Origin of the sequence: Inquilinus sp. CA228 (assembly GCF_052078665.1) — a bacterium.
Lineage (GTDB): Bacteria > Pseudomonadota > Alphaproteobacteria > DSM-16000 > Inquilinaceae > Inquilinus.
Map to the genome: position 1 here is coordinate 36,735 of NZ_JBQJIK010000009.1, position 22,294 is coordinate 59,028.

The 22,294-nt window shown below is 69.8% G+C and carries 23 protein-coding genes; 11 read left to right on the plus strand and 12 right to left on the minus strand.

The window, feature by feature from the left end:
• Positions 1 to 181: 181 nt before the first annotated feature.
• From uxaC to ACTOWL_RS05980, 7 genes are read right to left on the minus strand one after another with little or no spacing between them, the layout of a single operon-like run.
• Positions 182 to 1,585 (minus strand): glucuronate isomerase, encoded by a 1,404-nt coding sequence (gene uxaC / locus ACTOWL_RS05950; protein ID WP_441320278.1) that lies wholly within the window; start codon positions 1,583 to 1,585, stop codon positions 182 to 184.
• Positions 1,582 to 2,664 carry a Gfo/Idh/MocA family protein gene (locus ACTOWL_RS05955; RefSeq protein WP_441320279.1) on the minus strand — a complete coding sequence of 361 codons (1,083 nt, stop codon included), beginning with the start codon at positions 2,662 to 2,664 and terminating at the stop codon, positions 1,582 to 1,584. Before ACTOWL_RS05955 ends, uxaC begins: the two co-directional genes overlap by 4 nt.
• Before the next feature lie 2 nt (positions 2,665 to 2,666).
• Positions 2,667 to 3,683: a Gfo/Idh/MocA family protein gene (locus ACTOWL_RS05960; RefSeq protein WP_441320280.1), complete on the minus strand. Its 1,017-nt coding sequence runs from the start codon at positions 3,681 to 3,683 to the stop codon at positions 2,667 to 2,669.
• A 13-nt stretch (positions 3,684 to 3,696) separates the two neighbouring features.
• Positions 3,697 to 4,560, minus strand: a complete 864-nt coding sequence (locus ACTOWL_RS05965) for a carbohydrate ABC transporter permease (RefSeq protein ID WP_441320281.1) — start codon at positions 4,558 to 4,560, stop codon at positions 3,697 to 3,699.
• Complete coding sequence (locus tag ACTOWL_RS05970) at positions 4,553 to 5,485, minus strand: carbohydrate ABC transporter permease (protein ID WP_441320282.1); 933 nt, start codon at positions 5,483 to 5,485, stop codon at positions 4,553 to 4,555. Before ACTOWL_RS05970 ends, ACTOWL_RS05965 begins: the two co-directional genes overlap by 8 nt.
• A 4-nt stretch (positions 5,486 to 5,489) precedes the next feature.
• Positions 5,490 to 6,785, minus strand: coding sequence for an ABC transporter substrate-binding protein (locus tag ACTOWL_RS05975; protein WP_441320283.1), 1,296 nt, complete (start codon positions 6,783 to 6,785; stop codon positions 5,490 to 5,492).
• A gap of 60 nt (positions 6,786 to 6,845) precedes the next feature.
• Positions 6,846 to 7,049, minus strand: a complete 204-nt coding sequence (locus tag ACTOWL_RS05980) for a hypothetical protein (protein ID WP_441320284.1) — start codon at positions 7,047 to 7,049, stop codon at positions 6,846 to 6,848.
• Positions 7,050 to 7,269: 220 nt separating this feature from the next.
• Between ACTOWL_RS05980 and ACTOWL_RS05985 the strand changes: the two genes are divergently transcribed.
• The 7 genes from ACTOWL_RS05985 to ACTOWL_RS06015 all read left to right on the plus strand — a co-directional run bounded on the left by ACTOWL_RS05985 (position 7,270) and on the right by ACTOWL_RS06015 (position 14,905).
• Positions 7,270 to 7,950 carry a TetR/AcrR family transcriptional regulator gene (locus tag ACTOWL_RS05985; RefSeq protein WP_441320285.1) on the plus strand — a complete coding sequence of 227 codons (681 nt, stop codon included), beginning with the start codon at positions 7,270 to 7,272 and terminating at the stop codon, positions 7,948 to 7,950.
• Between the two features lie 106 nt (positions 7,951 to 8,056).
• Entirely contained in the window at positions 8,057 to 9,208 is a 1,152-nt protein-coding gene (locus ACTOWL_RS05990; RefSeq protein ID WP_441320286.1) for a Gfo/Idh/MocA family protein, read from the plus strand.
• A 3-nt stretch (positions 9,209 to 9,211) separates the two neighbouring features.
• Positions 9,212 to 10,381 carry a dihydrodipicolinate synthase family protein gene (locus tag ACTOWL_RS05995; protein WP_441320287.1) on the plus strand — a complete coding sequence of 390 codons (1,170 nt, stop codon included), beginning with the start codon at positions 9,212 to 9,214 and terminating at the stop codon, positions 10,379 to 10,381.
• Positions 10,382 to 10,387: 6 nt separating this feature from the next.
• Positions 10,388 to 11,803, plus strand: coding sequence for an enolase C-terminal domain-like protein (locus ACTOWL_RS06000; protein WP_441320288.1), 1,416 nt, complete (start codon positions 10,388 to 10,390; stop codon positions 11,801 to 11,803).
• A gap of 3 nt (positions 11,804 to 11,806) precedes the next feature.
• Positions 11,807 to 12,637, plus strand: coding sequence for a sugar phosphate isomerase/epimerase family protein (locus tag ACTOWL_RS06005; RefSeq protein WP_441320289.1), 831 nt, complete (start codon positions 11,807 to 11,809; stop codon positions 12,635 to 12,637).
• A gap of 33 nt (positions 12,638 to 12,670) precedes the next feature.
• Positions 12,671 to 13,900, plus strand: coding sequence for a Gfo/Idh/MocA family protein (locus ACTOWL_RS06010; protein WP_441320290.1), 1,230 nt, complete (start codon positions 12,671 to 12,673; stop codon positions 13,898 to 13,900).
• A 93-nt stretch (positions 13,901 to 13,993) separates the two neighbouring features.
• Positions 13,994 to 14,905 (plus strand): DMT family transporter, encoded by a 912-nt coding sequence (locus ACTOWL_RS06015; RefSeq protein ID WP_441320291.1) that lies wholly within the window; start codon positions 13,994 to 13,996, stop codon positions 14,903 to 14,905.
• A 10-nt stretch (positions 14,906 to 14,915) separates the two neighbouring features.
• Here ACTOWL_RS06015 and ACTOWL_RS06020 read toward each other — a convergent pair whose 3' ends face one another.
• The 4 genes from ACTOWL_RS06020 to ACTOWL_RS06035 all read right to left on the minus strand — a co-directional run bounded on the left by ACTOWL_RS06020 (position 14,916) and on the right by ACTOWL_RS06035 (position 17,950).
• Positions 14,916 to 15,752, minus strand: coding sequence for a hypothetical protein (locus tag ACTOWL_RS06020; protein WP_441320292.1), 837 nt, complete (start codon positions 15,750 to 15,752; stop codon positions 14,916 to 14,918).
• 309 nt (positions 15,753 to 16,061) lie between these two features.
• Positions 16,062 to 16,361, minus strand: coding sequence for a hypothetical protein (locus ACTOWL_RS06025; RefSeq protein WP_441320293.1), 300 nt, complete (start codon positions 16,359 to 16,361; stop codon positions 16,062 to 16,064).
• 275 nt (positions 16,362 to 16,636) lie between these two features.
• Positions 16,637 to 17,053, minus strand: coding sequence for a GFA family protein (locus ACTOWL_RS06030; protein WP_441320294.1), 417 nt, complete (start codon positions 17,051 to 17,053; stop codon positions 16,637 to 16,639).
• Positions 17,054 to 17,074: 21 nt separating this feature from the next.
• A complete protein-coding gene (locus ACTOWL_RS06035) occupies positions 17,075 to 17,950 on the minus strand; it encodes an NAD(P)-dependent oxidoreductase (protein WP_441320295.1) in 876 nt (291 codons plus the stop codon).
• 154 nt (positions 17,951 to 18,104) lie between these two features.
• Between ACTOWL_RS06035 and ACTOWL_RS06040 the strand changes: the two genes are divergently transcribed.
• A complete protein-coding gene (locus ACTOWL_RS06040) occupies positions 18,105 to 18,467 on the plus strand; it encodes a winged helix-turn-helix transcriptional regulator (RefSeq protein ID WP_441320296.1) in 363 nt (120 codons plus the stop codon).
• Here ACTOWL_RS06040 and ACTOWL_RS06045 read toward each other — a convergent pair.
• On the minus strand, positions 18,436 to 19,359 hold the full coding sequence (locus ACTOWL_RS06045) for a LysR family transcriptional regulator (protein WP_441320297.1): 924 nt from the start codon (positions 19,357 to 19,359) through the stop codon (positions 18,436 to 18,438). The genes ACTOWL_RS06040 and ACTOWL_RS06045 overlap by 32 nt on opposite strands.
• Before the next feature lie 97 nt (positions 19,360 to 19,456).
• Here ACTOWL_RS06045 and ACTOWL_RS06050 point away from each other — a divergent pair, with 97 nt between their 5' ends.
• The 3 genes from ACTOWL_RS06050 (at position 19,457) to ACTOWL_RS06060 (ending at position 22,233) form a co-directional block, all read left to right on the plus strand.
• A complete protein-coding gene (locus ACTOWL_RS06050; protein ID WP_441320298.1) occupies positions 19,457 to 20,173 on the plus strand; it encodes an NAD(P)H-dependent oxidoreductase in 717 nt (238 codons plus the stop codon).
• A complete protein-coding gene (locus tag ACTOWL_RS06055; RefSeq protein ID WP_441320299.1) occupies positions 20,170 to 20,754 on the plus strand; it encodes a short chain dehydrogenase in 585 nt (194 codons plus the stop codon). The genes ACTOWL_RS06050 and ACTOWL_RS06055 overlap by 4 nt, the downstream gene beginning before the upstream one ends.
• 111 nt (positions 20,755 to 20,865) lie before the next feature.
• Positions 20,866 to 22,233 (plus strand): amidase, encoded by a 1,368-nt coding sequence (locus ACTOWL_RS06060; protein ID WP_441320300.1) that lies wholly within the window; start codon positions 20,866 to 20,868, stop codon positions 22,231 to 22,233.
• Positions 22,234 to 22,294: the final 61 nt, after the last annotated feature.

The window sequence follows — 22,294 nt, forward strand, 5'->3', positions numbered from 1 at the left end:
CCGGGCTGAAAATTCATGATGGGAAAGCCTGTTCTCTACGGTGTGCGCGCAAAAGGATCGTCCCCCCGACTCCGGACCCTTGCCGGACAAATGTCAATCAAACGCTGCCAACATGATGGCAGCGTGGATTGAAGCCTCGGGACCGGCAAGGCCCGGCCTTGGTTCCCTTTTTCCGTCGGCCCTACAGCTTGTATGCCGCCTTCGGCAACCGGTAGGCGAGGTCGACCGCGACCTCCGCCGCCTCGTCCTCGTCCAGCCGGTGCTCGGCCACCAGCTGCGCCAGGTAGCGGCAGTCGATGCGCCGGGCCACGTCGTGCCGGGCCGGGATCGACGGGAAGGCGCGGGTGTCGTCGTTGAAGCCGACGGTGTTGTAGAAGCCCGCTGTCTCGGTCGCCAGCTCGCGGAAGCGCAGCATCCCCTCCGGGCTGTCGAAGAACCACCAGGGCGGGCCAAGACGCAGGGTCGGGTAGTGCCCGGCCAGCGGCGCCAGCTCGCGCGCATAGGTGCTCTCGTCCAGCGTGAACAGGATCACCGACAGGTTCCGGTCATTGCCGAAGCGGTCGAGCAGCGGCTTCAGCGCCCGGACATAGTCGGTGCGGGTCGGGATGTCGGCGCCCTTGTCGCGGCCGAATTCGCGCTGCAGCGTCGGGTTGTGGTTGCGGAACGAGCCGGGGTGGATCTGCATCACCAGCCCGTCCTCGAGGCTCATCCGCGCCATCTCGGTCAGCATCTGGGCCCGGAACAGCTCGGCGTCCTGCGGCTCGAAATGGCCGGAGACGATCTTCTCGAACAGCGTCACCGCCGGCACCGGGTCGAGATCGGCCGTCGCCGCGGTCGGGTGGCCGTGATCGGTCGAGGTCGCGCCCATCTCCTTGAAGTAGGCGCGGCGGTTGGCCAGGGCGGCCAGGTAGCCGCGCCAGGAATGCGTGTCCTCGCCGGTGATCTCGCCGAGGCGCTGCAGCCCCTCGCGGAAGCCGTCGAACTCCGGGTCCACCACCGGGTCGGGGCGGAAGGCGGTGACCACCCTGCCCTTCCAGCCGCTGTCGCGGAGGACGCGGTGGTGGTCGAGCGGGTCGAGCGGCGATTCCGTGGTGGCGATGACCTCGAGGTTGAAGCGCTCGAACAGCGCCCGGGGGCGATAGTCCGGCCGCGCCAGCCGCTCGGCGATGCGGTCGTAGATCCGGTCGGCGCTGGCCGGGGTCAGCCGCTCCTCCACCCCGAACAGGGTCTCGAAGGTGTGGTCGAGCCACATCCGGGTCGGGGTGCCGCGGAACAGGTGCCAATGCTCGGCGAAGCGGCGCCAGATCGCCCGCGGATCGGCCTCGACCGGGCCGCCGTCGCGCCGCGCCACGCCGAGATTCTCCAGCCGCACGCCCTGGCTGTAGAGCATGCGGAAGATGTAGTGGTCCGGGATGATCAGCAGCGAGGCCGGGTCCGGGAAGGCCTCGTTCCGGGCGTACCAGGCCGGGTCGGTGTGGCCGTGCGGGCTGATCAGCGGCAGGCCGGCGACCTCGGCATAGAGGCGACGGGCGATGCCGCGCTGGACGGGGTCGGAGGAGAACAGACGATCCGGATGCAGGCTCATGCGACGGCCTTCGGCTGCGGGCGCCAATCGGCGTATTTGGGATGGTCGCGGCCGATCGGCAAGTCGACGGCCACGCCAGTCTCCGCAGAATGGAACAGCGCCGTCGCCAGTTCCAGCGACCGGCGCGCGTCGTCCAGCGTCACCGGCAGCGGACCGCCGGTCTCCAGCGCCTTGTGGTAGCGGCCGAGCTGGCCGGCGAAGCGCGACGGCACCGTCTCCCACTCCGCCAGCGCGCCCTCGATCCGCTGGGCGATCTCCGGCGAGGCCGGGGTGATCTGCCACGGGGCGTCGCCCGGGGCATAGGGCTGCAGCCCGCTCTCGAAGGTGACGTTCTCGAAGCAGAAGCGCAGCCGGCTGATCTCGACCTGCGAGCCGAGGGTGGCGGCGAGCGAGACCAGCGCGCCGCTCTGCATCGCCACGCTGGCCACGGCGCAGTCCTCGACCTCGATCGGGTTCACCCGGGTCGCGGTGCGGCAGTAGACCGAGGCCACCGGCCCCAGCAGATAGGTCATGATGTCATGCGAATGGATGGCATGGGTCAGCAGCACGCCGCCCAGCTCGGTGTCGAGCCGGCCGCGCCAGGGCACCGAATAATATTTGGCGCCGCGGTTCCAGGCGGTCTCCACCGTGGCGAGATAGGGCTTGCCGGCGATGCCGGCCTCGACGATGCGCTTGGCCTTCTGCAGCCCGTCGCCGTAGCGGTACTGGAAGATCGGCATCACCCGGCCCGGCGCCTCGGCCTCGGCCTTCACCACCCGGTCGAGATCGGCCAGCGACCCGACCAGCGGCTTCTCGCACACCACCTGCTTGCCGGCGTCGAGCGCCGCCAGGATCTGGCCGATATGCACGGTCGGCGGGGTGCAGATGTCGATCACCTCGATCTCCCGCATGCGCAGGATCTCGTCGAAGCGGGTGGTCCGCACCGGGATGTCGAACTCGTCGCCGATCTCGGCCAGGCGCTCCGGGTTCAGGTCGCAGATCGCCTCGACCCGGAACTTGTCCGGGTGCTCGGCATAGCCTTCGGCGATGTGGCCGCGGCCGACGCCGAGGCCGATCACGGCAACGTTGCGGATCGCCATTCCTACGCCCTCCGTCCGGCGGTCGCTTCCGCCATCGCTTGCGCCGTCAGCGCCAGCTCCATCGCCTTGAAACAATGCTCCTGGGTCATCGCCGTCTCCGTCCGCTCCAGCACGTCGGCCACCAGCTGCCGGCCGAAGGGCAGCTCGACGCCGCTGCAGTCGATCCGCTGCAGGCCCTTCTGGTCGACCAGGATCAGGTGGTCGGTGCCGGGCTGGCCGGTCGGGTCGACATATTTGCGCAGCTCGATATAGCCCTCGGTGCCGAGGATGGTCAGCCGCCCGTCGCCCCAGGTCGGCAGCCCGTCCGGCGTGAACCAGTCGATCCGGATGTAGCCGGTGGCGTCCGGGCTGCGCAGCAGCGCCTCGCCGAAATCCTGCAGCTCCGGCGTGCCCGGATTGCCGCGGTTGGCGACCGCGGCCGAGGCGACCTCGACATCGAGCGTGCCGGCGAAGAACAGGAACTGCTCGAACTGGTGCGAGGCGATGTCGGTCAGGATGCCGCCGTAGCGCGCCCGCTTGAAGAACCAGTCCGGGCGCGTCTTGGCATTGAGGCGGTGCGGCCCGAGCCCGACGGTGTTGATCACCTTGCCGATCGCCCCGGCCTGCACCAGCTCGCCCGCCTTGACGGTCGACCGGGTCTGGAAATGCTCGGAGTAGCAGATCGAGTAGATCCGGCCGGTCTCGGCCTGCACCCGCCGCACCTCGGCCAGCTGCTCCAGCGAGGTCATGCCCGGCTTGTCGGAGAGATAGTCCTTGCCGGCCTTCATCACGGCGATGCCGAGCGGCGCCCGGTCGGCCGGGATGCCGGCCGAGGTGACCAGCCGGATCGACGGGTCCTCCAGGATGGCGCGCGGGTCGGAGACGCGCTTCGCCTGCGGGTAGCGGGCCTGGAACGGGCCGGCGAGGTCGTCCTCCGGCGCGTGGAAGGCGACGAACTCGCCCCCCGCGCCGAGCAGCGCGTCGACCTGCCCGAAAATGTGGTTGTGGTTGATGCCGATGGCGGCGAAGCGGATGGTCATGAGAGGTCCCGGGTCAGCGTTTGAGGCCGGTGGTGGCGACGCCCTCGATCAGAAGGCGCTGGAAGAACAGGAAGAACACGAACACCGGCAGCAGGGTCAGGACGGACATGGCGAACAGCGCGCTCCAGTCCGACTTGCCGGTGGAATCGACGAAGTTCCTGAGGCCGAGCTGGACCGTGTAGGAGCCCATGTCGTTCAGGTAGATCAGGGGCGCGAAGAAGTCGTCCCAGGTCCAGATGAAGGAGAAGATCGCCGCCGTGGCCAGCACCGGCTTCGACAGCGGCAGGATGATCTTCCAGTAGATCTTCCACGGGCTGCAGCCGTCCATCATCGCCGCCTCGTCCAGCTCGCGCGGCAGGCCACGGAAGAACTGCACCATCAGGAAGATGAAGAAGGCGTCCGAGGCGAGGTACTTCGGCACCACCAGCGGCAGGAAGGTGTCGACCCAGCCGAGCTGCAGGAACAGCACGTATTGCGGGATCAGGGTCACGTGATAGGGCAGCATCAGCGTGCCCAGCATCAGCGCGAACCAGAAGTTGCGCCCCGGGAAGCGCAGCCGGGCGAAGGCGAAGGCGGTCAGCGAGCATGCGAAGACGTTGCCGACCACCGACAGCCCCGAGATCACCGCCGAGTTCCAGAAGAACTGGCCGAAGCTGATGTCGAGCCCGCTCCAGCCCCGGACATAGGCGTCGAGGCTGAAGCTCTCCGGCCACAGCGAGGCCGAGGAGAAGATCTGGCTGTCGTCCTTGAACGAGCTGGCCAGCATCCACAGCAGCGGATACAGCATCGCCACCGAGGCGGTGCAGAGGGCGATGTGGATCAGCAGCGACCGCGACAGCGGGCGGCGGGCCGGATCGCCGAGAGCGATGTCACTCATCGTAATGCACCCAGTAGCGTGCCGAGAGGAAGGAGAAGGCGGTGAACAGGGCGATGATCACGACCAGCACCCAGGCCAGCGCCGAGGCGTAGCCCATGCGGAAATTGCTGAAGGCTTCCTGGTACAGGTACAGGGTATAGAACAGGGTGGAGTCGATCGGCCCGCCCGTGCCCTCGCTGATGATGAAGGCGGGGGTGAAGGCCTTGAACGCCTCGATCGTCTGGATCACGGCGTTGAAGAACACCACCGGGGTCAGCAGCGGCAGGGTGATGCGCCAGAACTGGTGCCAGGGCCGGGCGCCGTCGATCGCCGACGCCTCGTACAGGTCGCGCGGGATCTGCCGGAGGCCGGCGAGGAAGATGATCATCGGCGACCCGAACTGCCAGATGCTGAGGATGACCAGCGTCGACAGCGCGTAGTTCGGGTTGGAGATCCAGCTGGGGCCCTGGATGCCGACCAGCGCCAGGGCCTGGTTGATCAGCCCGTTGCCGGCGAAGAGCTGCCGCCACAGCACGGCGATGGCGACGCTCGCGCCCAGCAGCGACGGCAGGTAGAACAGGGCGCGGTACACCGGCAGGCCGGAGATGCCCTTGTTCAGCATCATCGCCACGCCGAGGGCGAAGGCCAGCTTCAAGGGCACCGCGAACAGCACGAACAGGAAGGTGACCTTCATCGAGGACAGGAACTTCGGATCGGCCGTGGCGATCCGGACGTAGTTCGCAGCCCCGATCCAGCGCGGATCCTGCAGCAGGTCGAAATCGGTGAAGGACAGGTAGAGCGAGACCAGGATCGGCCCGGCGGTCAGGCCGATGAACCCGATCAGCCACGGCGTCAGGAACATGTAGCCCGAGAGCGTGCGCGAGGTCAGCCGCCGCCTCCCCCGCGCCCGTTCCACCCTGCCTGAGGCCTGCACCGCAATGCTCATGTCGTCACCCGCGATCGATAATGCTGTTGGCTTCGTCGACGAACTGCTTGGCGCCCTCGGCCGGCGACGACTGCTCAAACCCGACCTGCTCGTTGATCCGCTTCAGCAGGAAGTTGATCTCGCCCGCACCCTTCGGCGGCGACGGCGGCAGTTCGCCGACCTTGTCGGTGACGAAGCTGATGTAGTCCAGCATCGCCCGGCTGAGCTCGTCGAGCGTCGGCGCCACCGTGTCGCGCAGCGTCTTCGAGGCCGGCACGCCACGCTCGACGCCCAGCACCTTCCCGGCCTCGGGGTCGGTGACGTAGAAGTTGGCGACGCGCGCGGCCTCCTCGGCATTCTGGCTGCGGGCCGCAATGCTGAACAGCATCGACGGCTTCATATACTGCCCCGGCTTGGAGCCCGGGCCGCCGCTCGGCTGCATCGTCAACTTCAGCTTGGTCTTGCTCAGCACCTGATGCGCGACCAACTGGTTCGAATTGGTCTGGATCGAGGCGGCATGCCCTTGAGCCAGCATGTTGGTCTCCGGCGTCTGCTTGTCCAATGCCTGGATGTCGGCCGGCGGAATCGCCTTCTTCTGGCGCAGCTCGTGCCAGAAGCCCAGCCACCCGGTCACGTCCTGCACGTCGAAGGCGGGCTTGCCGTCGGCGGTGTAGAGGGCCTTCCCCTGCTGCCGCAGCCAGCATTCGAGCGCCGCTTCGATGCCACCGCTATCCTCGATGCCCCAATATCCGTCGCGCTTGGAGGCCTGGGCGACCCTGAGCGACCAGTCGCCGTACTCCGCCCAGGTCCAGTCCCAGTGCGGTTCCTCGACCCCGATCTGCTGCAGCGTCTCGGCGTCGTAGACTTTGGTGGTCGAGTTGACGCCGAGATTGATGCCGTAGAGCTTGCCCTCGACCCGGCCGCAATCGATCGCCGGCTTGCCGAAATCCTCGATCTTCAGCACCGACGGCATATAGTCGTCGAGCGGCAGCAGCGCGCCGCGCCGCGCATATTCGACGATGTAGCGGTAATCCATCTGGATCACGTCGGGCGCGTTGCGGCCGGCGGTCTGGGTGGCGAGGCGCGGCCAGTAGTCGGACCAGCCCAGCGTCTCGCCATTGATCGACACGCCCGGATGTGCGGCCTCGTACAGCTTGTTGACCTTGCTGGTGCGGTCGGCCCGCTCCTTGGAGCCCCACCAGAACATGCGCAGGCGCTTGTCCTGCGCCAGCGCCGGCATCGACAGACCGGAGGCGGCCAGCCCGCCCAGGGCGGCGCCCGCCTTCAGCACCTGTCTGCGGTTGGTGATCAGCGTCGCCATCTCGTGTTCCTCCTGTCGTTCGCGCCTCTTCTCTCCGAAGGCGCTGATGTTGCCCGTGTGTCAGTTGCGGCCGCGGACGGCGGTGGCCCCGCCGGTGCCTTCGGGCAGCGACATGATCCGGTCGGGGATGAAGTCGATGTCGTCGGATATGGGCCGATCCAGCGCCACGAGCCCAGGCGCGATCGTCACGCGGGCCTTGGCGAGACCGGCGGCACCGATCCTGCGTCCCAGGGCGGGCCTGCGGGTCAACCGCAGCGGCGTCATCGCGTTCCTCCTGATGCCTTGCCCCGTCGGTCGGCCCGTCGGTCGGCGAGGCGTTGCAAGCGGTGGTCGGTTGGTGCCTGAGGCAGACCTTCGACCGAAGGCCGGCGAGACGATGTTATAACCAGTTGGTTACAAGCTAGATCGATGCGATGATGGCTGTCAACACGAACCCCGGCAGCGACGCCGCGTCGCCTCCGGCCCTGATCGAGGCCGCCACACCGTGAGCATCAGCGACGAGACCATCGACGCCCCGACGGAAGATAAGCCGAAACGCCCCGCCACCAAGGCCGTGCGCGACCCGGAACGCACCAGCGCGGCGATCCTCGCCGCCGCGGTCAGGGAATTCATGGAGAAAGGGTACAGCGGCGCGCGCATCAACGAAATCGCCAAACGCGCCGGCGCCAACAAGCGCATGCTGTACCATTATTTCGGCGACAAGGAGGCCCTGTACCTGGCGGTGCTGGAAGGCGCCTATGTCGCCATCCGCTCGGCCGAGAGCAAGCTGCATCTGGCCGATCACGACCCGGTCGAGGGCATCCGCGAGCTGGCGCTGTTCACCTGGCGCTACTTCATCGAGCACCCGGAATTCCTGAGCCTGCTGCAGACCGAGAACCTGATGAAGGCGCGGCACCTGAAGCGCTCGGCCCGCATCTTCGACCTGCATTCGCCGCTGGTCGCGGTGATCTCGGAGCTGCTCAAGCGCGGCGCCGCCAAAGGCGTGTTCCGGGCCGATGCCGACCCGGTCAAGGTCTATGTCAGCATCGCCTCGCTGGGCGCCTTCTACCTGTCGAATCGCTACACCCTGTCGACCATCTTCCGGCGCGAGCTGACCGAGACGCGCGCCCTGGCCGAATGGGGCGACCACATCGCCTCGATGATCCTGGCCTCGCTGCGGCCCTGATCCATGCGCCGGCCTCTTGACGCACGGGGCCGATCCGTGGTCGGCTAGTAACCAGTTGGTTACAACAAGGCCGGGATCGACGCCCGTGCCGGAACGGGAGGGAAGAATGGCCACCCAGCGCCTCGGCATCATCATGCACGGTGTCACCGGCCGCATGGGGTACAACCAGCACCTGGTGCGCTCGATCTGCGCCATCCGCGACCAGGGCGGCGTGGTCCTGCCCAACGGCGACAAGGTGATGCCCGACCCGATCCTGGTCGGCCGCAACGCCGAGAAGGTCGAGGAGCTGGCCAAGCGCCATGGCATCGCCCGCTGGGGCGCCGACCTCGACAAGACCCTGGCCAACCGCGACGACACCCTGTTCTTCGACGCCGGGTCGACCCAGATGAGGGCCGAGCTGCTGACCCGCGCCATCGACGCCGGCAAGCATGTCTATTGCGAGAAGCCGATCTCCGAGACGCTGGAGGTCGCGACCGCCCTTGCCCGCCACGCCGATGCCCGCGGCATCCGCCACGGCGTGGTCCAGGACAAGCTGTACCTGCCCGGGCTGCAGAAGATCCGCATGCTGCGGGATTCCGGCTTCTTCGGCCGGATCTTCGCGGTGCGCGGCGAGTTCGGCTACTGGGTGTTCGAGGGCGACTGGCAGGCGGCGCAGCGGCCGAGCTGGAACTACCGCAAGGGCGACGGCGGCGGCATCATCCTCGACATGCTGTGCCACTGGCGCTACGTGCTGGACAACCTGTTCGGCGAGGTGAAGTCGGTCAGCTGCCTCGGCGCCACCCACATCCCGGAGCGGGTGGACGAGGCCGGCAAGCGCTACGCCGCCGATGCCGACGACGCCGCCTACGCCACCTTCCAGCTCGAGGGCGGCGTGGTTGCCCACATCAACTCCTCCTGGGCGGTGCGGGTGCGGCGCGACGACCTGGTCACCTTCCAGGTCGACGGCACCCATGGCTCGGCCGTGGCCGGGCTGACCCGCTGCTTCACCCAGCATCGGGTGAACACGCCGCGGCCGGTGTGGAACCCGGACCAGCCGCAGACCATGAATTTCCTCGACCAGTGGGACGAGGTGCCGGACAACGTGGTCTACGACAACGGCTTCAAGGTGCAGTGGGAGGATTTCATCCGCCACGTGGTCGCCGGCACGCCCTGGAAGTACACTTTGTGGGAGGGCGTGAAGGGCGTGCAGCTGGCCGAGGCCGGGCTGCAGAGCTGGGCCGAGCGGCGCTGGGTCGATCTGCCGGCGCTGGAGCGCTGAGCCATGGCCGGCTTGACTCTTCCTCGCAACGGCGGCGGCCTCGAGAGCTACAGCATCAAGAACGCGCCGCTGCCGATGCCGGCGCCGGGCAGCGCCCCGGCCTTCAACCGGGTCGCCTATGCCGCGGCGCATGTCGTGGCCGATCCGCTGGCCGACAACGACCCCTGGCTGGACACCGCGGTCGACTGGGACCGCACCATCGCCTTCCGCCACTATCTCTGGGACCTCGGGCTTGGCATCGCCGAGGCGATGGACACGGCCCAGCGCGGCATGGGCCTCGATTGGCCCACCGCCAAGGCGCTGATCGGCCGGGCCCTGGCCGGGGCGAAGGAGCGGCCGGGCGCGGTGATCGCCTGCGGCGCCGGCACCGACCACCTGCCGCCCGGCCCCGGTGTCACCATCGCCGACGTGATCGCCGCCTATGAGCAGCAGATCGAGGCGGTGGAGGGCCTGGGTGGAAGGGTGATCCTGATGGCCAGCCGGGCCCTGGCCGCCGCGGCCAAGGGGCCGGACGACTATGTCCGGGTCTATGGCCGGATCCTGTCTCAGGTGAAGCAGCCGGTGATCCTGCACTGGCTGGGCGAGATGTTCGACCCGGCCCTGGCCGGCTATTGGGGCGATGCCGACCACGACCGGGCGATGGACACCTGCCTGGCCGTGATCCGCGACAGCGCCGCCAAGGTCGACGGCATCAAGATCTCGCTGCTGTCGAAGGAGAAGGAGATCGCGATGCGTCGCCGGCTGCCGGCGGGCGTGCGCATGTACACCGGCGACGACTTCAACTATGCCGAGCTGATCGCCGGCGACGGGCACGGCTACTCCGACGCGCTGCTCGGCATCTTCGACGCCATCGCCCCCGCCGCCTCGGCCGGGCTGGCGCGGCTGACGGCCGGCGACGAGGCCGGGTTCCATGAGATCCTGGCGCCGACCGTGCCGCTGAGCCGTCACATCTTCAAGGCGCCGACCCGCTTCTACAAGACCGGGGTCGTGTTCCTGGCCTATCTGAACGGGCTGCAGGATCATTTCCTGATGATCGGCGGCCAGCAGAGCACCCGGTCGCTGCCGCATCTGGCCGAGCTGTTCCGCCTGGCCGACGCCGCCCGCGTGCTGCGCGACCCGGACCTGGCGGTGCATCGGATGCGCAGGGTGCTGGCCGTGGGTGGGGTGGAATAGCCGATCGTGAGCGCCCCCCGCCTGCGCGTTGTCGAGGCCCGGCTGTATGAGCGGCCGGTGCGGTTCCGGCTGCCGTTCCGCTTCGGCGCCGCCACCGTCACCGGCGCACCGCAGGCCTTCCTGCGGCTGACGGTCGAGACGACGGACGGCCGCCGGGCCGAGGGGCAGGCGGCCGAGCTGATGGTGCCGAAATGGTTCGACAAGGACCCGGCCCTGACCGAGCAGCAGAACTTCGACCAGCTGCGCCGGTCGCTCGCCCTCGCCCGCCCCTTCTACCTGGAAGCGTCCCCTGCCCCGGCCTTCGCGCTGAGCGCTTCGATCGAACCTCGGCACCACGCGGCCTGCGCGGCGGAGGGGCTGGGCGGGCTGATCGCCTCCTTCGGTCTGGCCCTGTTCGACCGCGCCGTGATCGACGCGCTGTGCCGGATCGAGGGCATCGATGCGGTCACGGCGGTGCGGACCAACCGGATCGGGCTGACCACGACCACCGCGCCCGATCTCGAAGAGTTCGACCTCGGCCTGTTCCTGGCCGGGCTGGCGCCGGCCGACAGCCTGCACGCCCGGCACACGGTCGGGCTGGCCGACCCGATCACCACCGCCGAGATCGCCGAGCGCCTGGACGACGGGCTGCCGCAGAGCCTGGAGCAAGCGGTCGCCGCCTATGGCCACAGCCATTTCAAGCTGAAGCTGAGCGGCCAGGCCGAGGCGGACCTGGATCGGCTGCGCCGGATCGCCGCCGTGCTGGACCGGCTGCCCGACTATCGCGTCACCCTGGACGGCAACGAGCAGTTCGCCGAGGCCGGGCCGGTCGCCGAATTCTGGGACCGTCTCCAGGCCGATCCCGCTTTGGCCCGGCTCCATTCCGCGGTGATGTTCCTGGAGCAGCCGATCGCCCGCGCCCGGGCGCTGGCCGAGCCGATCCACGCCTTGGCCGAGCGCGTGCCGGTCGAGATCGACGAGTCCGACGCCGACATCGGCGTGTTCCCGCGCGCCCGCGCTTTGGGCTATCGCGGCATCTCCTCGAAATCCTGCAAGGGCTTTCACCGGGCGCTGCTGAACCGGGCCCGGATCGCCAAATGGAGCGCCGAGGATGGAATCCGCTACTTCCTGTCGGCCGAGGACCTGACCACCCAGGGCGGCATCGCCCTGCAGCAGGATCTGGTGCTGGCGGCGCTGGGCGGTGCCGGCCATGTCGAGCGCAACGGCCACCACTATGTCGACGGCATGGCCGGAGCGCCGGCGGCCGAGCAGCAGGCCTTCCTGGCCGCCCATGCCGACCTCTATGCCGAGACCGGCGGCCGTGCCCGGCTGAGCATCCGCGGCGGGCGCCTGGCCATCGGCTCGGTGCTGGCCGCGCGCGGCCTGGGCACCGCCCTCACCCCCGACTGGTCGGCCATGGCCGACGGATCCCTGGAGACCTGACTGATGCCCGCCGAGGGTCTGTCGATCAACCTCGCCACCGTCCGCCAGCAATGGGACATGCGCCAGGCGGCCGAGGCCTGCCTGAAGCACGGCATCACCGCGATCGCGCCCTGGCGCGACCAGGTGCAGAAGATCGGCCTGGCCGAGGCGGCGCGGATCGTGCGCGACAACGCCTTCCAGGTCACCGGTCTGTGCCGCGGCGGCATGTTCCCGGCCGGCGATCCCGAGGCGCGCCAGGCCGCGATCGACGACAACAAGCGCGCGGTCGACGAGGCGGCGGCGCTGGGCGCCGACTGCCTGGTGCTGGTGGTCGGCGGCCTGCCGGCCGGGTCGCGCGACATCGGTGCCGCCCGGCAGATGGTGGCCGACGGCATCGCCGCCATCCTGCCGCATGCCCGGGCCAGCGGCATCCCGCTGGCGATCGAGCCGCTGCACCCGATGTACGCCGCCGACCGCGCCTGCGTGAACACGCTGAAGCAGGCGCTGGACATCTGCGACCTGCTGGGCGACGGCATCGGCGTCGCCATCGACGTCTACCATGTCTGGTGGGACCCGGAGCTGATGCCGCAGATCGCCCGGGCCGGGGCGGAGGGGCGCATCCTGGCGCATCACATCTGCGACTGGCTGGTGCCGACCACGGATCTGCTGCTGGACCGCGGCATGATGGGCGACGGGGTGATCGACCTGCGCGGCATCCGCGCCGCGATCGAGGCCGCCGGCTTTTCCGGGCCGCAGGAGGTCGAGATCTTCTCGGCCGAGACCTGGTGGAAGCGCCCGGGCGACGAGGTGCTGAAGACCTGCGTCGAGCGCTACCAGACGCTCTGCACGCTGTAACGGGACACCCCGTAACGGGGTTGGGAGGCGAGGATGGGCGAAGGCAAGACGAGGGTCGCGCTGGTCGGAACCGGCCATCGAGGCGCCGGGACCTGGGGCCGTGAGCTGCTGGCCCAGGTCGGCGACGTGGTCGAGATGGTGGGCCTGTGCGACCAGAACCCGCTGCGGCTGGAGCGGGCGCGGGCGGCGATCGGCGTCGACGCGCCAGTGTTCACCGATCTCGGCGCCATGCTGCGCGAGACCCGACCGGACCGGCTGATGGTGTGCAGCCGCGACAGCGCCCATGACGACCACATCGTCCAGGCGCTGGAGGCCGGGGTCGACGCCATCACCGAGAAGCCGATGACGACCACGGCGGAGAAGTGCCGCCGCATCCTGGCCGCCGAGAAGCGCACCGGCCGCCGGGTCGACGTCACCTTCAACTACCGCTACGCGCCGACCTCGCAGCGGATCAAGCAGCTGCTGCTGGACGGGGCGATCGGCGACATCGTCTCGGTCGACTTCCACTGGTATCTCGACACCAGGCACGGCGCCGACTATTTCCGCCGCTGGCACGCCTATCGCGCCAATTCCGGCAGCCTGTTCGTGCACAAGGCGACGCATCATTTCGACCTGCTGAACTGGTACCTGGCCTCGGAGCCCGAGGAGGTGTTCGCCCGCGGCGAGCTGCGCCACTACGGCCGCAAGGGCCCGTTCCGCGGCACCCGCTGCAAGGACTGCGCCCGGGCCGGCGAGTGCGACTTCCACTTCGACATCTCGTCCGACGCCTGGCTGACCCTGCTGTACGAGGACCCGTCGCGCGAGGACGGCTATGTCCGCGACGCCTGCGTGTTTCGCGAGGACATCGACATCCCGGACACGATGAGCGCGGCGCTGCGCTACAAAAACGGCGTCCAGGTCTCCTACTCGCTCAACACCTTCATGCCGATCGAGGGCCACCATCTGGCCTTCAACGGCACCAAGGGGCGGATCGAGGTGCGGCAGTTCGAGCGCCAGCCCTGGACCACGCCGCCGGCCGACGAGATCCTGCTGATGCGCAACTTCGGCGCGGTCGAGCACATCTGGGTGCCGCAGGAGCATGGCGGCCATTGGGGCGGCGACCCGAAGATGCAGGCGATGCTGTTCCGCCCCGGCCTGCCGGACCCGCTGGGCCTGCGCGCCGATGCCCGCGCCGGGGCGCTGGCGGTGCTGTGCGGCGTCGCCGCGCTGGACAGCATCGACAGCGGCCGCAGCGTCGCCGTGGCACCGCTGCTGGAGGGCTGACACCCCCCTTCCCGCCCAGCCGGATTTCCGCCACCTTGCCGGCCCGACGGGAGGAAGCATGATCGATCTCGACACCGGGCCGGACGGGCGCGCATGAGCCCGTCCGCCGACATCGCCAAGGCGTCCACCGGCAGCGCGCCGCTGCTGGGCCTGCTGCTGCTGTGCTCCTTCCTGTGGGCGACCGCCTATCTGCTGATGAAGGTGCTGGGCGCGAATTTCGCGCCGATGCCGCTGACGGCGATCCGCGGCGTGCTGGGCGGCGGCCTGCTGGCGCTGTGGCTGCTGGCCCGCGGCCAGGGCGTCCTGCCGCGGGGCCGGGAATGGCGCGACTGGATCGTGCTGGGCATCCTGCAGGGCATCGTCCCGAACACGCTGACCGCCTATGCCCTGGCCGACACCGAGGCCGGGCTGGCGGCGCTGATCGCGGCGTCGAGCCCGCTGATGGTGGCGGTGCTGGCGCACTGGCTGTTCGTCGATCAGCGGCTGACCGGCCGGCGCGCCGGCGGCGTGCTGGCCGGCTTCGCCGGCATGGCGATCCTGATCGGCCCCGCCGCCGTCGCCGGCAGCGGGCTGTTCGGGCCGCTGGCGATGCTGGCGACGGCCGCCAGCTATGCCGTCGGCGTGATCTATGTGCGCGGCATCCCGTCGCCGCAGCCGGTGCGGCTGGCGCTGGGCCAGCAGGTCTTCTCCGGCCTGCCGACGATGATCGCGGTGCTGGCCGTCACCGGCCCGTCCGCCTTCGCCGCGGTGCCGGCGCACGGGCTGGAGCTGGTGGCCTTCGGTGTCTTCTCGACCGCGGTGCCGATCGCGCTGTACATGCAGATCCTGCGCCTGGCCGGACCGACGCTGGGGTCGATGAACGCCTATCTGACCCCGGTCTGGACCGTGCTGCTGGGCGTCGTGATCCTGCACGAGACCGTCGGCCCGCGCGAGATCGTCGGCGGCCTGGTGGTGCTGGGCGGCATCGCCATTGCCTCATCGGCGAATCGGCGCCGGGCGGCCTGAGACCGGCCGATCAGCCGGTGTCGGGTTTGTCCGCCCGGTCGAGGTCGGGATGGGGTTCGAGGCCGAGCGATCGGCAGAGGCGTTCGGCGACCCGCATCGGCGGTTCGGCGTCGAGCAGCGCCGGGACATCGGGCTCCTGCAGCCGGGCCTCGATCCCGGCCATCAGCGCGGGGATCTCGTCGCGATCCATGGTGCGGAGCGGCTGGCTCAGCAGCTCGAGCACCCGGACCCGGCGCCGCTCCCGGATCTCGTCCGGGGTGTCGGTCAGCGGCGGCGGGTAGGGCGGATCCGACCAGTCCGAGGCCCGGCGGCGCCATGCGTCCGACAGCCCGAGGCCGCAGGCCAGGCCGGCGACCACCGCGCCGACCGGCCGGTCCTCGATCCGGTCCTCCTCGTCGCCGTAGAGCGCGTCGAGATGCTCCTGCAGATCGTGTTCCTCGGCCCGGATGCGCTCTCCGGGCGACAGCTCCGGGTCCCAGACCAGGGATTCGAGGGCGCCGGCGACATGGTTGCGCTGGCGGGCGCGGCGGGCCTTGCGGTCGGCCTTGTCGCCGGCGCAGAGGTCGGCGGCGGCGCGGCTGCGCAGGGCCAGCGAGCGCTGCACCGAGCGGGAGAACCGGCCGAAGGCCATCCCGGCCTCCTGCGCCTCGGCCCGCGCCGCCTGCACCGCGGCCTCGTCGGCCTTCGGCTGGGCGGCGCGGGTCTGGGCGGCGACGGCGCGGACGCCTTCGGCCTCGGCCAGCTGCATGGCGATCTCGGCCAGGCGCGTGAGCATCTGGACCTGCTGCAGCGCGAGGCTGCGGCAGTAGGCCTGGATGTCGAGATCGGAGTCCGTGCTTTTTTTCATAGAACGTATCATGAACCAATCGCAAGTGGTCGCGCAATGAACATTGCGTGAACAGCCGATACGGGCGGCACCAGCCTGGATCGCCACGCCCCTCCGGGGCTCGCGATGACGGTTGGGGTTTGGCGAAGCTCGCTGGAGACGGTCGGCAAAGGGCGGGAAGCGGACCCTTCCAGCGCAGAGGGGAACGCGCCAGTGCGGCCACAGATCCCTACGGCGCACCGGTGACCCAAACAGCGGGCAGACGGCCAGAATCGTTCGCCAAAGCAAAACAGCCGTCCCATGCCACACGGTCCAGCCGTGCTTTCTGTGCTACTGCTGGAAGCCTCCGAAGATCGGCTTACCTGTCTTCTTCTCGACGCCAACGATAAAGCCGTTACCAAACACCCCCCGCGGCTCAGGCCCGCGAGGATCGGGAAGATAATAGATCAACCAGTAGTTGGCATTATCATCTATTTTTCGAATGGGATGCTCCACAAGTAGTTTAGGATCTTTGTGACGTATATAGTCATCTGCGATTACTATCGGAGGTCTCTTATCTTCGGAGCCTTCGACGCATCCGGCGACGTGCGACGCCAGAAATGTCATGGCAAATATCTCGCGCCACATCATTGGCATTGCCCAATCGCGCTAGTTTCAATCTAAGCATCAAAGGATCCACGCAATACTACTTGAAAATTGACGCATAGCAAGGACGTGGACCGCCAAACTGTCTCGATTGGGGCGCCTCATTTATCTGCGCAGGGTTCACTCGGGTCAGTCAGCAGGGCGGCTTGGAGTGACCAACGAAGCCCGAACTAGATCGCTGGCAGCTCTCGTCCCTCTGGCTGCTATGGGTCGAATGCGGTCAAAGACGGTCGGGCTGGACGCACGGATGATGCTCGCCCCTATTGCCGGGCGACCTCGCGCACGCCAGACAGGACGCACCAGCCGGGCTTGCGCGAGGTCCAATAGGCCGTCGCCGGCGCGTCGAAACCCGGGTCGGCGAAGCAGCCGACCGAGACCGCGAGCACGTCCGGCGCGGCCTCGCTGCGCATGAACACCAGGCCGCCGCAGGCCGGGCAGAAGCAGTGCTCGAGCCAGCGGCCGGCCTCGCTGCCGCGGCGCCACAGCCGGCGCTCGCCCTCGATCGACACGACCGCGGTGCCGGCGAAGCGGGCCCGGACGGCGAAGGCGCTGCCGGTCGCCCGCTGGCATTCCAGGCAGCAGCAGGCATAGACGCCGAGCGGCGGGCCGGCGAGGGTCACCCGCAAGCCGCCGCAGGCGCAGGCCGCGACCCGTATACCGTCCTGTCCATCGTCCATGCCCGCCTCCCCGTCCCTCGGCTAGCCAATATACCGGCTGAGCACGGCGAAATCGTCCGGCGCGTGCCCGGCCGCGATCGCCGCCCGGAACACCCGGTCGAAGGCGTCCGGCACCGTGCGGTCCAGGCCGCGCTCGCGGCACAGGTCGAGCAGTTGCCGGAACGCGCCGTGATGGGCCGCGACCGTGGCCAGGGTCGCCTCGTCCCCGGCCAGGCGGCCTTGCCGGACCCGGGCGACGAGATCGGCCACCGCCAGGTCCACCACCGGCTTGAACGCCTGCAGCTGGACCTCATAGGCGGCGAGCGGGATGGTCTCGGCGGCACAGACCGCGATGCCCTGCAGCGCGCCGAACAGCGCCCCCCACATCTGCACCAGCAGGGCCGCGTCGAGCGCCGAGGCATGGCCCGGATCCTCGCCGACATGCTGTGGGTTGCCACCGAGCGCGCGCAGCACCGCCTGGTGCCGCTCGAACAGCCCGGCCGGGCCGGAATAGAGGATGGTCGCGCCCGGCTCGCCGATGAAGTTCGGCGTCGCCATGATCGCGCCGTCGAGAGTGTCGATGCCGTGCCGCGCCGCCCAGGACGCGGCCTCGCGCGCCTGGCCCGGCGAGCCGGAGGTCAGCTGCAGCAGCAGCCGGCCGCGCAGCGCCGCCTCGACCTGCGGCACCCGCAGCAGCCGGTCGCTCGCGGCATAGTCCGAGACGTTGACGATGACGATCAGGGCGGACTCCGCTGCAGCCGCCGGTGTTTCCGCCGGCAGCGCGCCGAGAGCCAGCAGCGGCGCGGTCCGTTCCGCCGTGCGGTTCCAGACGTGGGTCGGGTGGCCCTGCTGCAGCAGGGCGCGCACCAGGGCGGACCCCATCCGCCCCGTGCCGAGGACAGCAATCTCTGGCTTCACGCGAGTTCTCCGGATGATGGGCCGGCCTCCGGCGCCGGATGCGGCGGCCGAAATCTTCAACTGGCCCTGATGATCCGAAATCTACGATCAACTTGACTTTGATCAAGTACTGACTCTATTATTAGTCACGCACATTCATGTAAGTATTGCGGATATGAAGACGCAACGGAACGACGGCTGCGGCTGGAGCACCGCCCTGGCGGTGATCGGCGGCAAGTGGAAGACCGACATCCTGTGGGAGCTGCATCTCGGCCGCCGCCGATTCGGCGAGCTGCGGCGGCGGCTGCCGGGGATCAGCGAGCGGATCCTGACCCTGCAGCTGCGCGAAATGGAGGCGGACGGCATCATCCGCCGCGAGGTCTTCGCCGAGGTGCCGCCGCGGGTGGAGTATTCGGTGACCGAGTTCGGCCTGACGCTGAACGACGCGGTCGGCGCCATGTCGCATTGGGGCAAGGCCTTCGCGGCCAGGGCCGCCGGCCAGGACCTCACCGCGGCCCCGCTGGCCAAGGCGGGCTGAGCAGGTTGCCCCGCAGCACCTCGATGAAGGCGCGCAGCGCCGGGGGCATCTGCCGGCGGCCGGGGTGGTACAGGTAGAAGCCCGGAAAGCGCGGCGACCAGTCGCGCAGCACCCGTTGCAGCCGCCCGGCCTCGACATCGGCCTGCGCCTGGCGGTCGAGCAGATAGGCGATGCCAACGCCGCCCAGCGCCGCCTGCAGCATCAGCGCGGCATCGTTGACCACCAGCGGCCCGTCGACCGCCAGCACGACCTCCTGCCCGCCCTGCTCGAACTCCCAGCGGTACAGGTCGCCGCCGCCCGGCCAGCGGAAGCGCAGGCAGCGATGGCGGTGCAGGTCGGCCGGCGACTCCGGCACGCCGTGCTCGGCGAAATACTCCGGCGTCGCCACCGCCGCCAGCTCCAGCGCACCGGTCAGCGGCACCGCCACCATGTCGCGCTGCAGCGTCTCGCCCAGCCGGATGCCGGCGTCGAAGCGGCCGGCGACGATGTCGGTGATGGTATCGTCGACCACCACCTCCAGCTCGACGCCGGGATGGGCGCGGTGGAACCGGCCCAGCACCGGGCCGACCAGATGGGCGGCGGCGAAGCGCGGCACGTTGATGCGCAGCCGGCCGGCGGGTGCGTCGCGGAAGCGGTTCACCTCCTGCACCGCCTGGTCGAACTCGGTGAAGAGCGGCCGCAGCCGGTCCAGCAGGCGCTCGCCCGCCTCGGTCGGGGTGACGCTGCGGGTGGTGCGGTTCAGCAGGCGGACACCGAGCCGCTCCTCCAGCCCGCGCAGGGTCTGGCTGAGCGCCGAGGGCGAGACCCCGAGGCGCCTGGCAGCGCGGGAAAAGCTCGCCGCCTCCGCCACCGCGGCGAAGGCCCGCAGCTCGGCATAGTCGCTGCCGCGCATTCTGCACCGTTTCCTTCAAAGCTATTGAAGACTATGGGCCATTCTCTTCAAGCAGGCGAGGCCGCATCCTCGGGGCCAGGACACCGAGGAAACCGCCATGAAGATCCTGATCGTCCATGCCCATCCCGAGCCGCGCAGCTTCAACGGCGCGCTGACCGGCACGGCCCGGCGCTGTCTGGCCGAGGCCGGGCACGCGCTGGTGGTCTCCGACCTCACCGCCATGGGCTGGGACCCGCGCTCCGGCCGCGGCAACTTCACCGGCGCGCTGGACCCTGAGTATTTCAGGCAGCAGCAAGAGGAGACGCATGCCAGCGCCACCGGCGGCTTCGCCCCGGAGGTGCAGGCCGAGCTGGACAAGCTGCTGTGGTGCGACGCGCTGGTGTTCCAGTTCCCGCTGTGGTGGTTCTCGCTGCCGGCGATGCTGAAGGGCTGGGTCGACCGGGTCTTCGTCATGGGTGCCGTCTATGGCGGCGGGGTGTGGTACGACCGCGGCCGCTTCGCCGGGCGCCGAGCCATGCTGTCGCTGACCGTCGGCGGTCCCGCCAGCATGTACGGGCCGGACGGGCTGAACGGCGAGATCCATCAGCTGCTGTACCCGATCCAGCACGGCATGCTGCGCTTCACCGGCTTCGACGTGCTGCCGCCCTTCATCGCCTGGCAGCCGGCCCGAATCGGCGACGAGGGCCGGCGCGCGTATCTGGAGCAGTACCGGCAGCGGCTGCTGACGCTGGCGACCACCGAGCCGCTGCGCTTCCCGAGCCTCGACGATTACGACCCCGAGACCTTTGCCCTGAAAACGGGAGCGGCGGCATGAGGATCATCGTCATCGGCGCCACCGGCACGATCGGATCGGCGGTCGCGACGGCGCTGGGGGAGCGGCACGAAATGGTGCGGGCGTCGCGGTCCGGGTCGCCTTCGGTCGACCTGGAAGACCCGGCCTCGATCGCGGCGCTGCTGGCGGCGGCCGGCCCGGTCGACGCGGTGGTGTGCTGCGCCGCCAGCGCCCGGATGACGCCGCTGGACGCGCCGGACGAGGCCTTCCTGCAGGGGCTGCAGGGCAAGCTTCTGGGCCAGGTGGCGCTGCTGCGGCTGGCCCTGCCGCAACTGCGCGACGGCGGCTCGGTCACCCTGACCGCCGGGACCTTCGACCCGCCGATGGAAGGCGCCGCCTTCGGCGCGCTGGTCAATGCCGGGCTGGAGGCCTTCGTCCGCACCGCGGCGCTGGAGCTGCCGCGCGGCCTGCGGGTCAACGCCGTCAGCCCCGGCTGGGTGCGCGAGACGCTGCAGGCGATGGGACGGGACGGCGGGACGCCCGCGGCCAATGTCGCCCGCGCCTATGTCGAGGCGGTGGAGGGCACGATCACCGGCCAGGTGCTGTTGCCGCGGACTGGCTGAACCCGCGAAAGCGGTATCGACAAACGCTGCGCCGGCTGGTCGAGTAGCGGATCGCGCCCGGCTGGCGGCCCGCCGGGGCGACGGGGACCCGGGGCCGTGGAATCATCGCCCGTGACCGACCTGTCCCAGATCTCCGCCGCCGCCCTCGGCCGCCGCTACCTCTCCGGCACCATCGACCCGGTGGCCGTGACCGAGTTCTTCCTCGACCGCATCCGCGCCTGCCCGGACAAGGCGATCTTCCTGCTGCTGACCGAGGAGCGGGCGCGGCGCGAGGCGGAGGCCAGCTACAAGCGCTACCGCGCCGGCCGGCCGCTGGGGCCGCTGGACGGCGTGCCGGTCGCCTGGAAAGACCTGGTCGACCTGGAGGGCACCGTCACCACCGCCGGGGCCGAGGTGCTGCGGAACGCCCTGCCGGCCAAGGCCGACGCGCCGATCGCCCGCCACCTGGCCGCCGCCGGCATGGTCAGCCTGGGCAAGACCAATCTCAGCGAATTCGCCTATTCCGGCCTTGGGCTGAACCCGCATTACGGCACGCCGCTGAACCCGTTCGACGCGGCCACGCCGCGGGCGCCCGGCGGCTCCTCCTCCGGCTCCGCCGTCGCGGTGGCGCGCGGCCTCGCGCCCTGCGCCATCGGCAGCGACACCGGCGGGTCGGTGCGCATCCCCGCCGCCTTCAACGGGCTGGTGGGCCTGAAGACCTCGGAGGGCCGGATCGACAAGAGCGGCGTCTACCCGCTGTCGCAGACCCTGGATACGATCGGCCCGCTGGCCCGGACGGTGGAGGACTGCATCCTGCTGGACGCCGCGCTGCGCGGCGCCGTCGCCACCGACATCCGCCGCGCGGACTTGTCCGGGCTGCGCCTGGTGGTGCCGGAGACCATCGTGTTCGACCACGCCGAGGACGGCGTCGTCGCCAATTTCGAACGGGCGCTGGCCGTGCTCGCCGTCGGCGGGGCGACGATCGAGCGGCGGCGCATCGCGATCTTCGACGAGGTGATGGCGGTCGGCGCCGCCCATGGCTCGCTGACGGCCGCGGAAGCCTATGCCTTCCACCGCGAGCTGATGGAGGGGCCGGATGCGGCGCGCGTCGACCCGCGCATCACCTCCCGCATCGGCGCCGGCAAGCGGATGACGGCGCTGGACCTGCTGGCGATCCAGGCCATGCGCAAGCGGCTGACCGCGGCGCTGGCGGCCGAGCTGGACGGCGCCCTGCTGGCCTTCCCCACCGTGGCGCATGCGGCGCCGGAGATCGCGCCGCTGGAGGCCGATATCGACCTGTACCACCAGGTCAACCTGCGCACCCTGCGCAACACCATGATTGGCAACATCCTGACCATGTGCGGCCTGGCCCTGCCGACCGGCCTCGACGGGCGCGGCCTGCCGACCAGCCTGCTGCTCTCCGCCCCCGCCGGCGACGAGTCCCGGCTGCTGGCGATCGGCCTGGCCGCCGAGGCCGCCGGGATCGACGGACGCAGCTGATGGAAAGGCCCGGCCGAGGGTCCCCCCTTGGCCGGGCCTTCCTCCCCTCCCCCGTCCCCCC

What these genes read in the sequence shown, in the direction of transcription:
- uxaC (WP_441320278.1), bottom strand. Translation starts at nt 1,585, where the DNA reads ATGAGCCTGCATCCGGATCGTCTGTTCTCCTCCGACCCCGTCCAGCGC.
- ACTOWL_RS05955 (WP_441320279.1), bottom strand. Translation starts at nt 2,664, where the DNA reads ATGGCGATCCGCAACGTTGCCGTGATCGGCCTCGGCGTCGGCCGCGGC.
- ACTOWL_RS05960 (WP_441320280.1), bottom strand. Translation starts at nt 3,683, where the DNA reads ATGACCATCCGCTTCGCCGCCATCGGCATCAACCACAACCACATTTTC.
- ACTOWL_RS05965 (WP_441320281.1), bottom strand. Translation starts at nt 4,560, where the DNA reads ATGAGTGACATCGCTCTCGGCGATCCGGCCCGCCGCCCGCTGTCGCGG.
- ACTOWL_RS05970 (WP_441320282.1), bottom strand. Translation starts at nt 5,485, where the DNA reads ATGAGCATTGCGGTGCAGGCCTCAGGCAGGGTGGAACGGGCGCGGGGG.
- ACTOWL_RS05975 (WP_441320283.1), bottom strand. Translation starts at nt 6,785, where the DNA reads ATGGCGACGCTGATCACCAACCGCAGACAGGTGCTGAAGGCGGGCGCC.
- ACTOWL_RS05980 (WP_441320284.1), bottom strand. Translation starts at nt 7,049, where the DNA reads ATGACGCCGCTGCGGTTGACCCGCAGGCCCGCCCTGGGACGCAGGATC.
- ACTOWL_RS05990 (WP_441320286.1), top strand. Translation starts at nt 8,057, where the DNA reads ATGGCCACCCAGCGCCTCGGCATCATCATGCACGGTGTCACCGGCCGC.
- ACTOWL_RS05995 (WP_441320287.1), top strand. Translation starts at nt 9,212, where the DNA reads ATGGCCGGCTTGACTCTTCCTCGCAACGGCGGCGGCCTCGAGAGCTAC.
- ACTOWL_RS06005 (WP_441320289.1), top strand. Translation starts at nt 11,807, where the DNA reads ATGCCCGCCGAGGGTCTGTCGATCAACCTCGCCACCGTCCGCCAGCAA.
- ACTOWL_RS06010 (WP_441320290.1), top strand. Translation starts at nt 12,671, where the DNA reads ATGGGCGAAGGCAAGACGAGGGTCGCGCTGGTCGGAACCGGCCATCGA.
- ACTOWL_RS06015 (WP_441320291.1), top strand. Translation starts at nt 13,994, where the DNA reads ATGAGCCCGTCCGCCGACATCGCCAAGGCGTCCACCGGCAGCGCGCCG.
- ACTOWL_RS06020 (WP_441320292.1), bottom strand. Translation starts at nt 15,752, where the DNA reads ATGAAAAAAAGCACGGACTCCGATCTCGACATCCAGGCCTACTGCCGC.
- ACTOWL_RS06025 (WP_441320293.1), bottom strand. Translation starts at nt 16,361, where the DNA reads ATGATGTGGCGCGAGATATTTGCCATGACATTTCTGGCGTCGCACGTC.
- ACTOWL_RS06030 (WP_441320294.1), bottom strand. Translation starts at nt 17,053, where the DNA reads ATGGACGATGGACAGGACGGTATACGGGTCGCGGCCTGCGCCTGCGGC.
- ACTOWL_RS06040 (WP_441320296.1), top strand. Translation starts at nt 18,105, where the DNA reads ATGAAGACGCAACGGAACGACGGCTGCGGCTGGAGCACCGCCCTGGCG.
- ACTOWL_RS06045 (WP_441320297.1), bottom strand. Translation starts at nt 19,359, where the DNA reads ATGCGCGGCAGCGACTATGCCGAGCTGCGGGCCTTCGCCGCGGTGGCG.
- ACTOWL_RS06050 (WP_441320298.1), top strand. Translation starts at nt 19,457, where the DNA reads ATGAAGATCCTGATCGTCCATGCCCATCCCGAGCCGCGCAGCTTCAAC.
- ACTOWL_RS06055 (WP_441320299.1), top strand. Translation starts at nt 20,170, where the DNA reads ATGAGGATCATCGTCATCGGCGCCACCGGCACGATCGGATCGGCGGTC.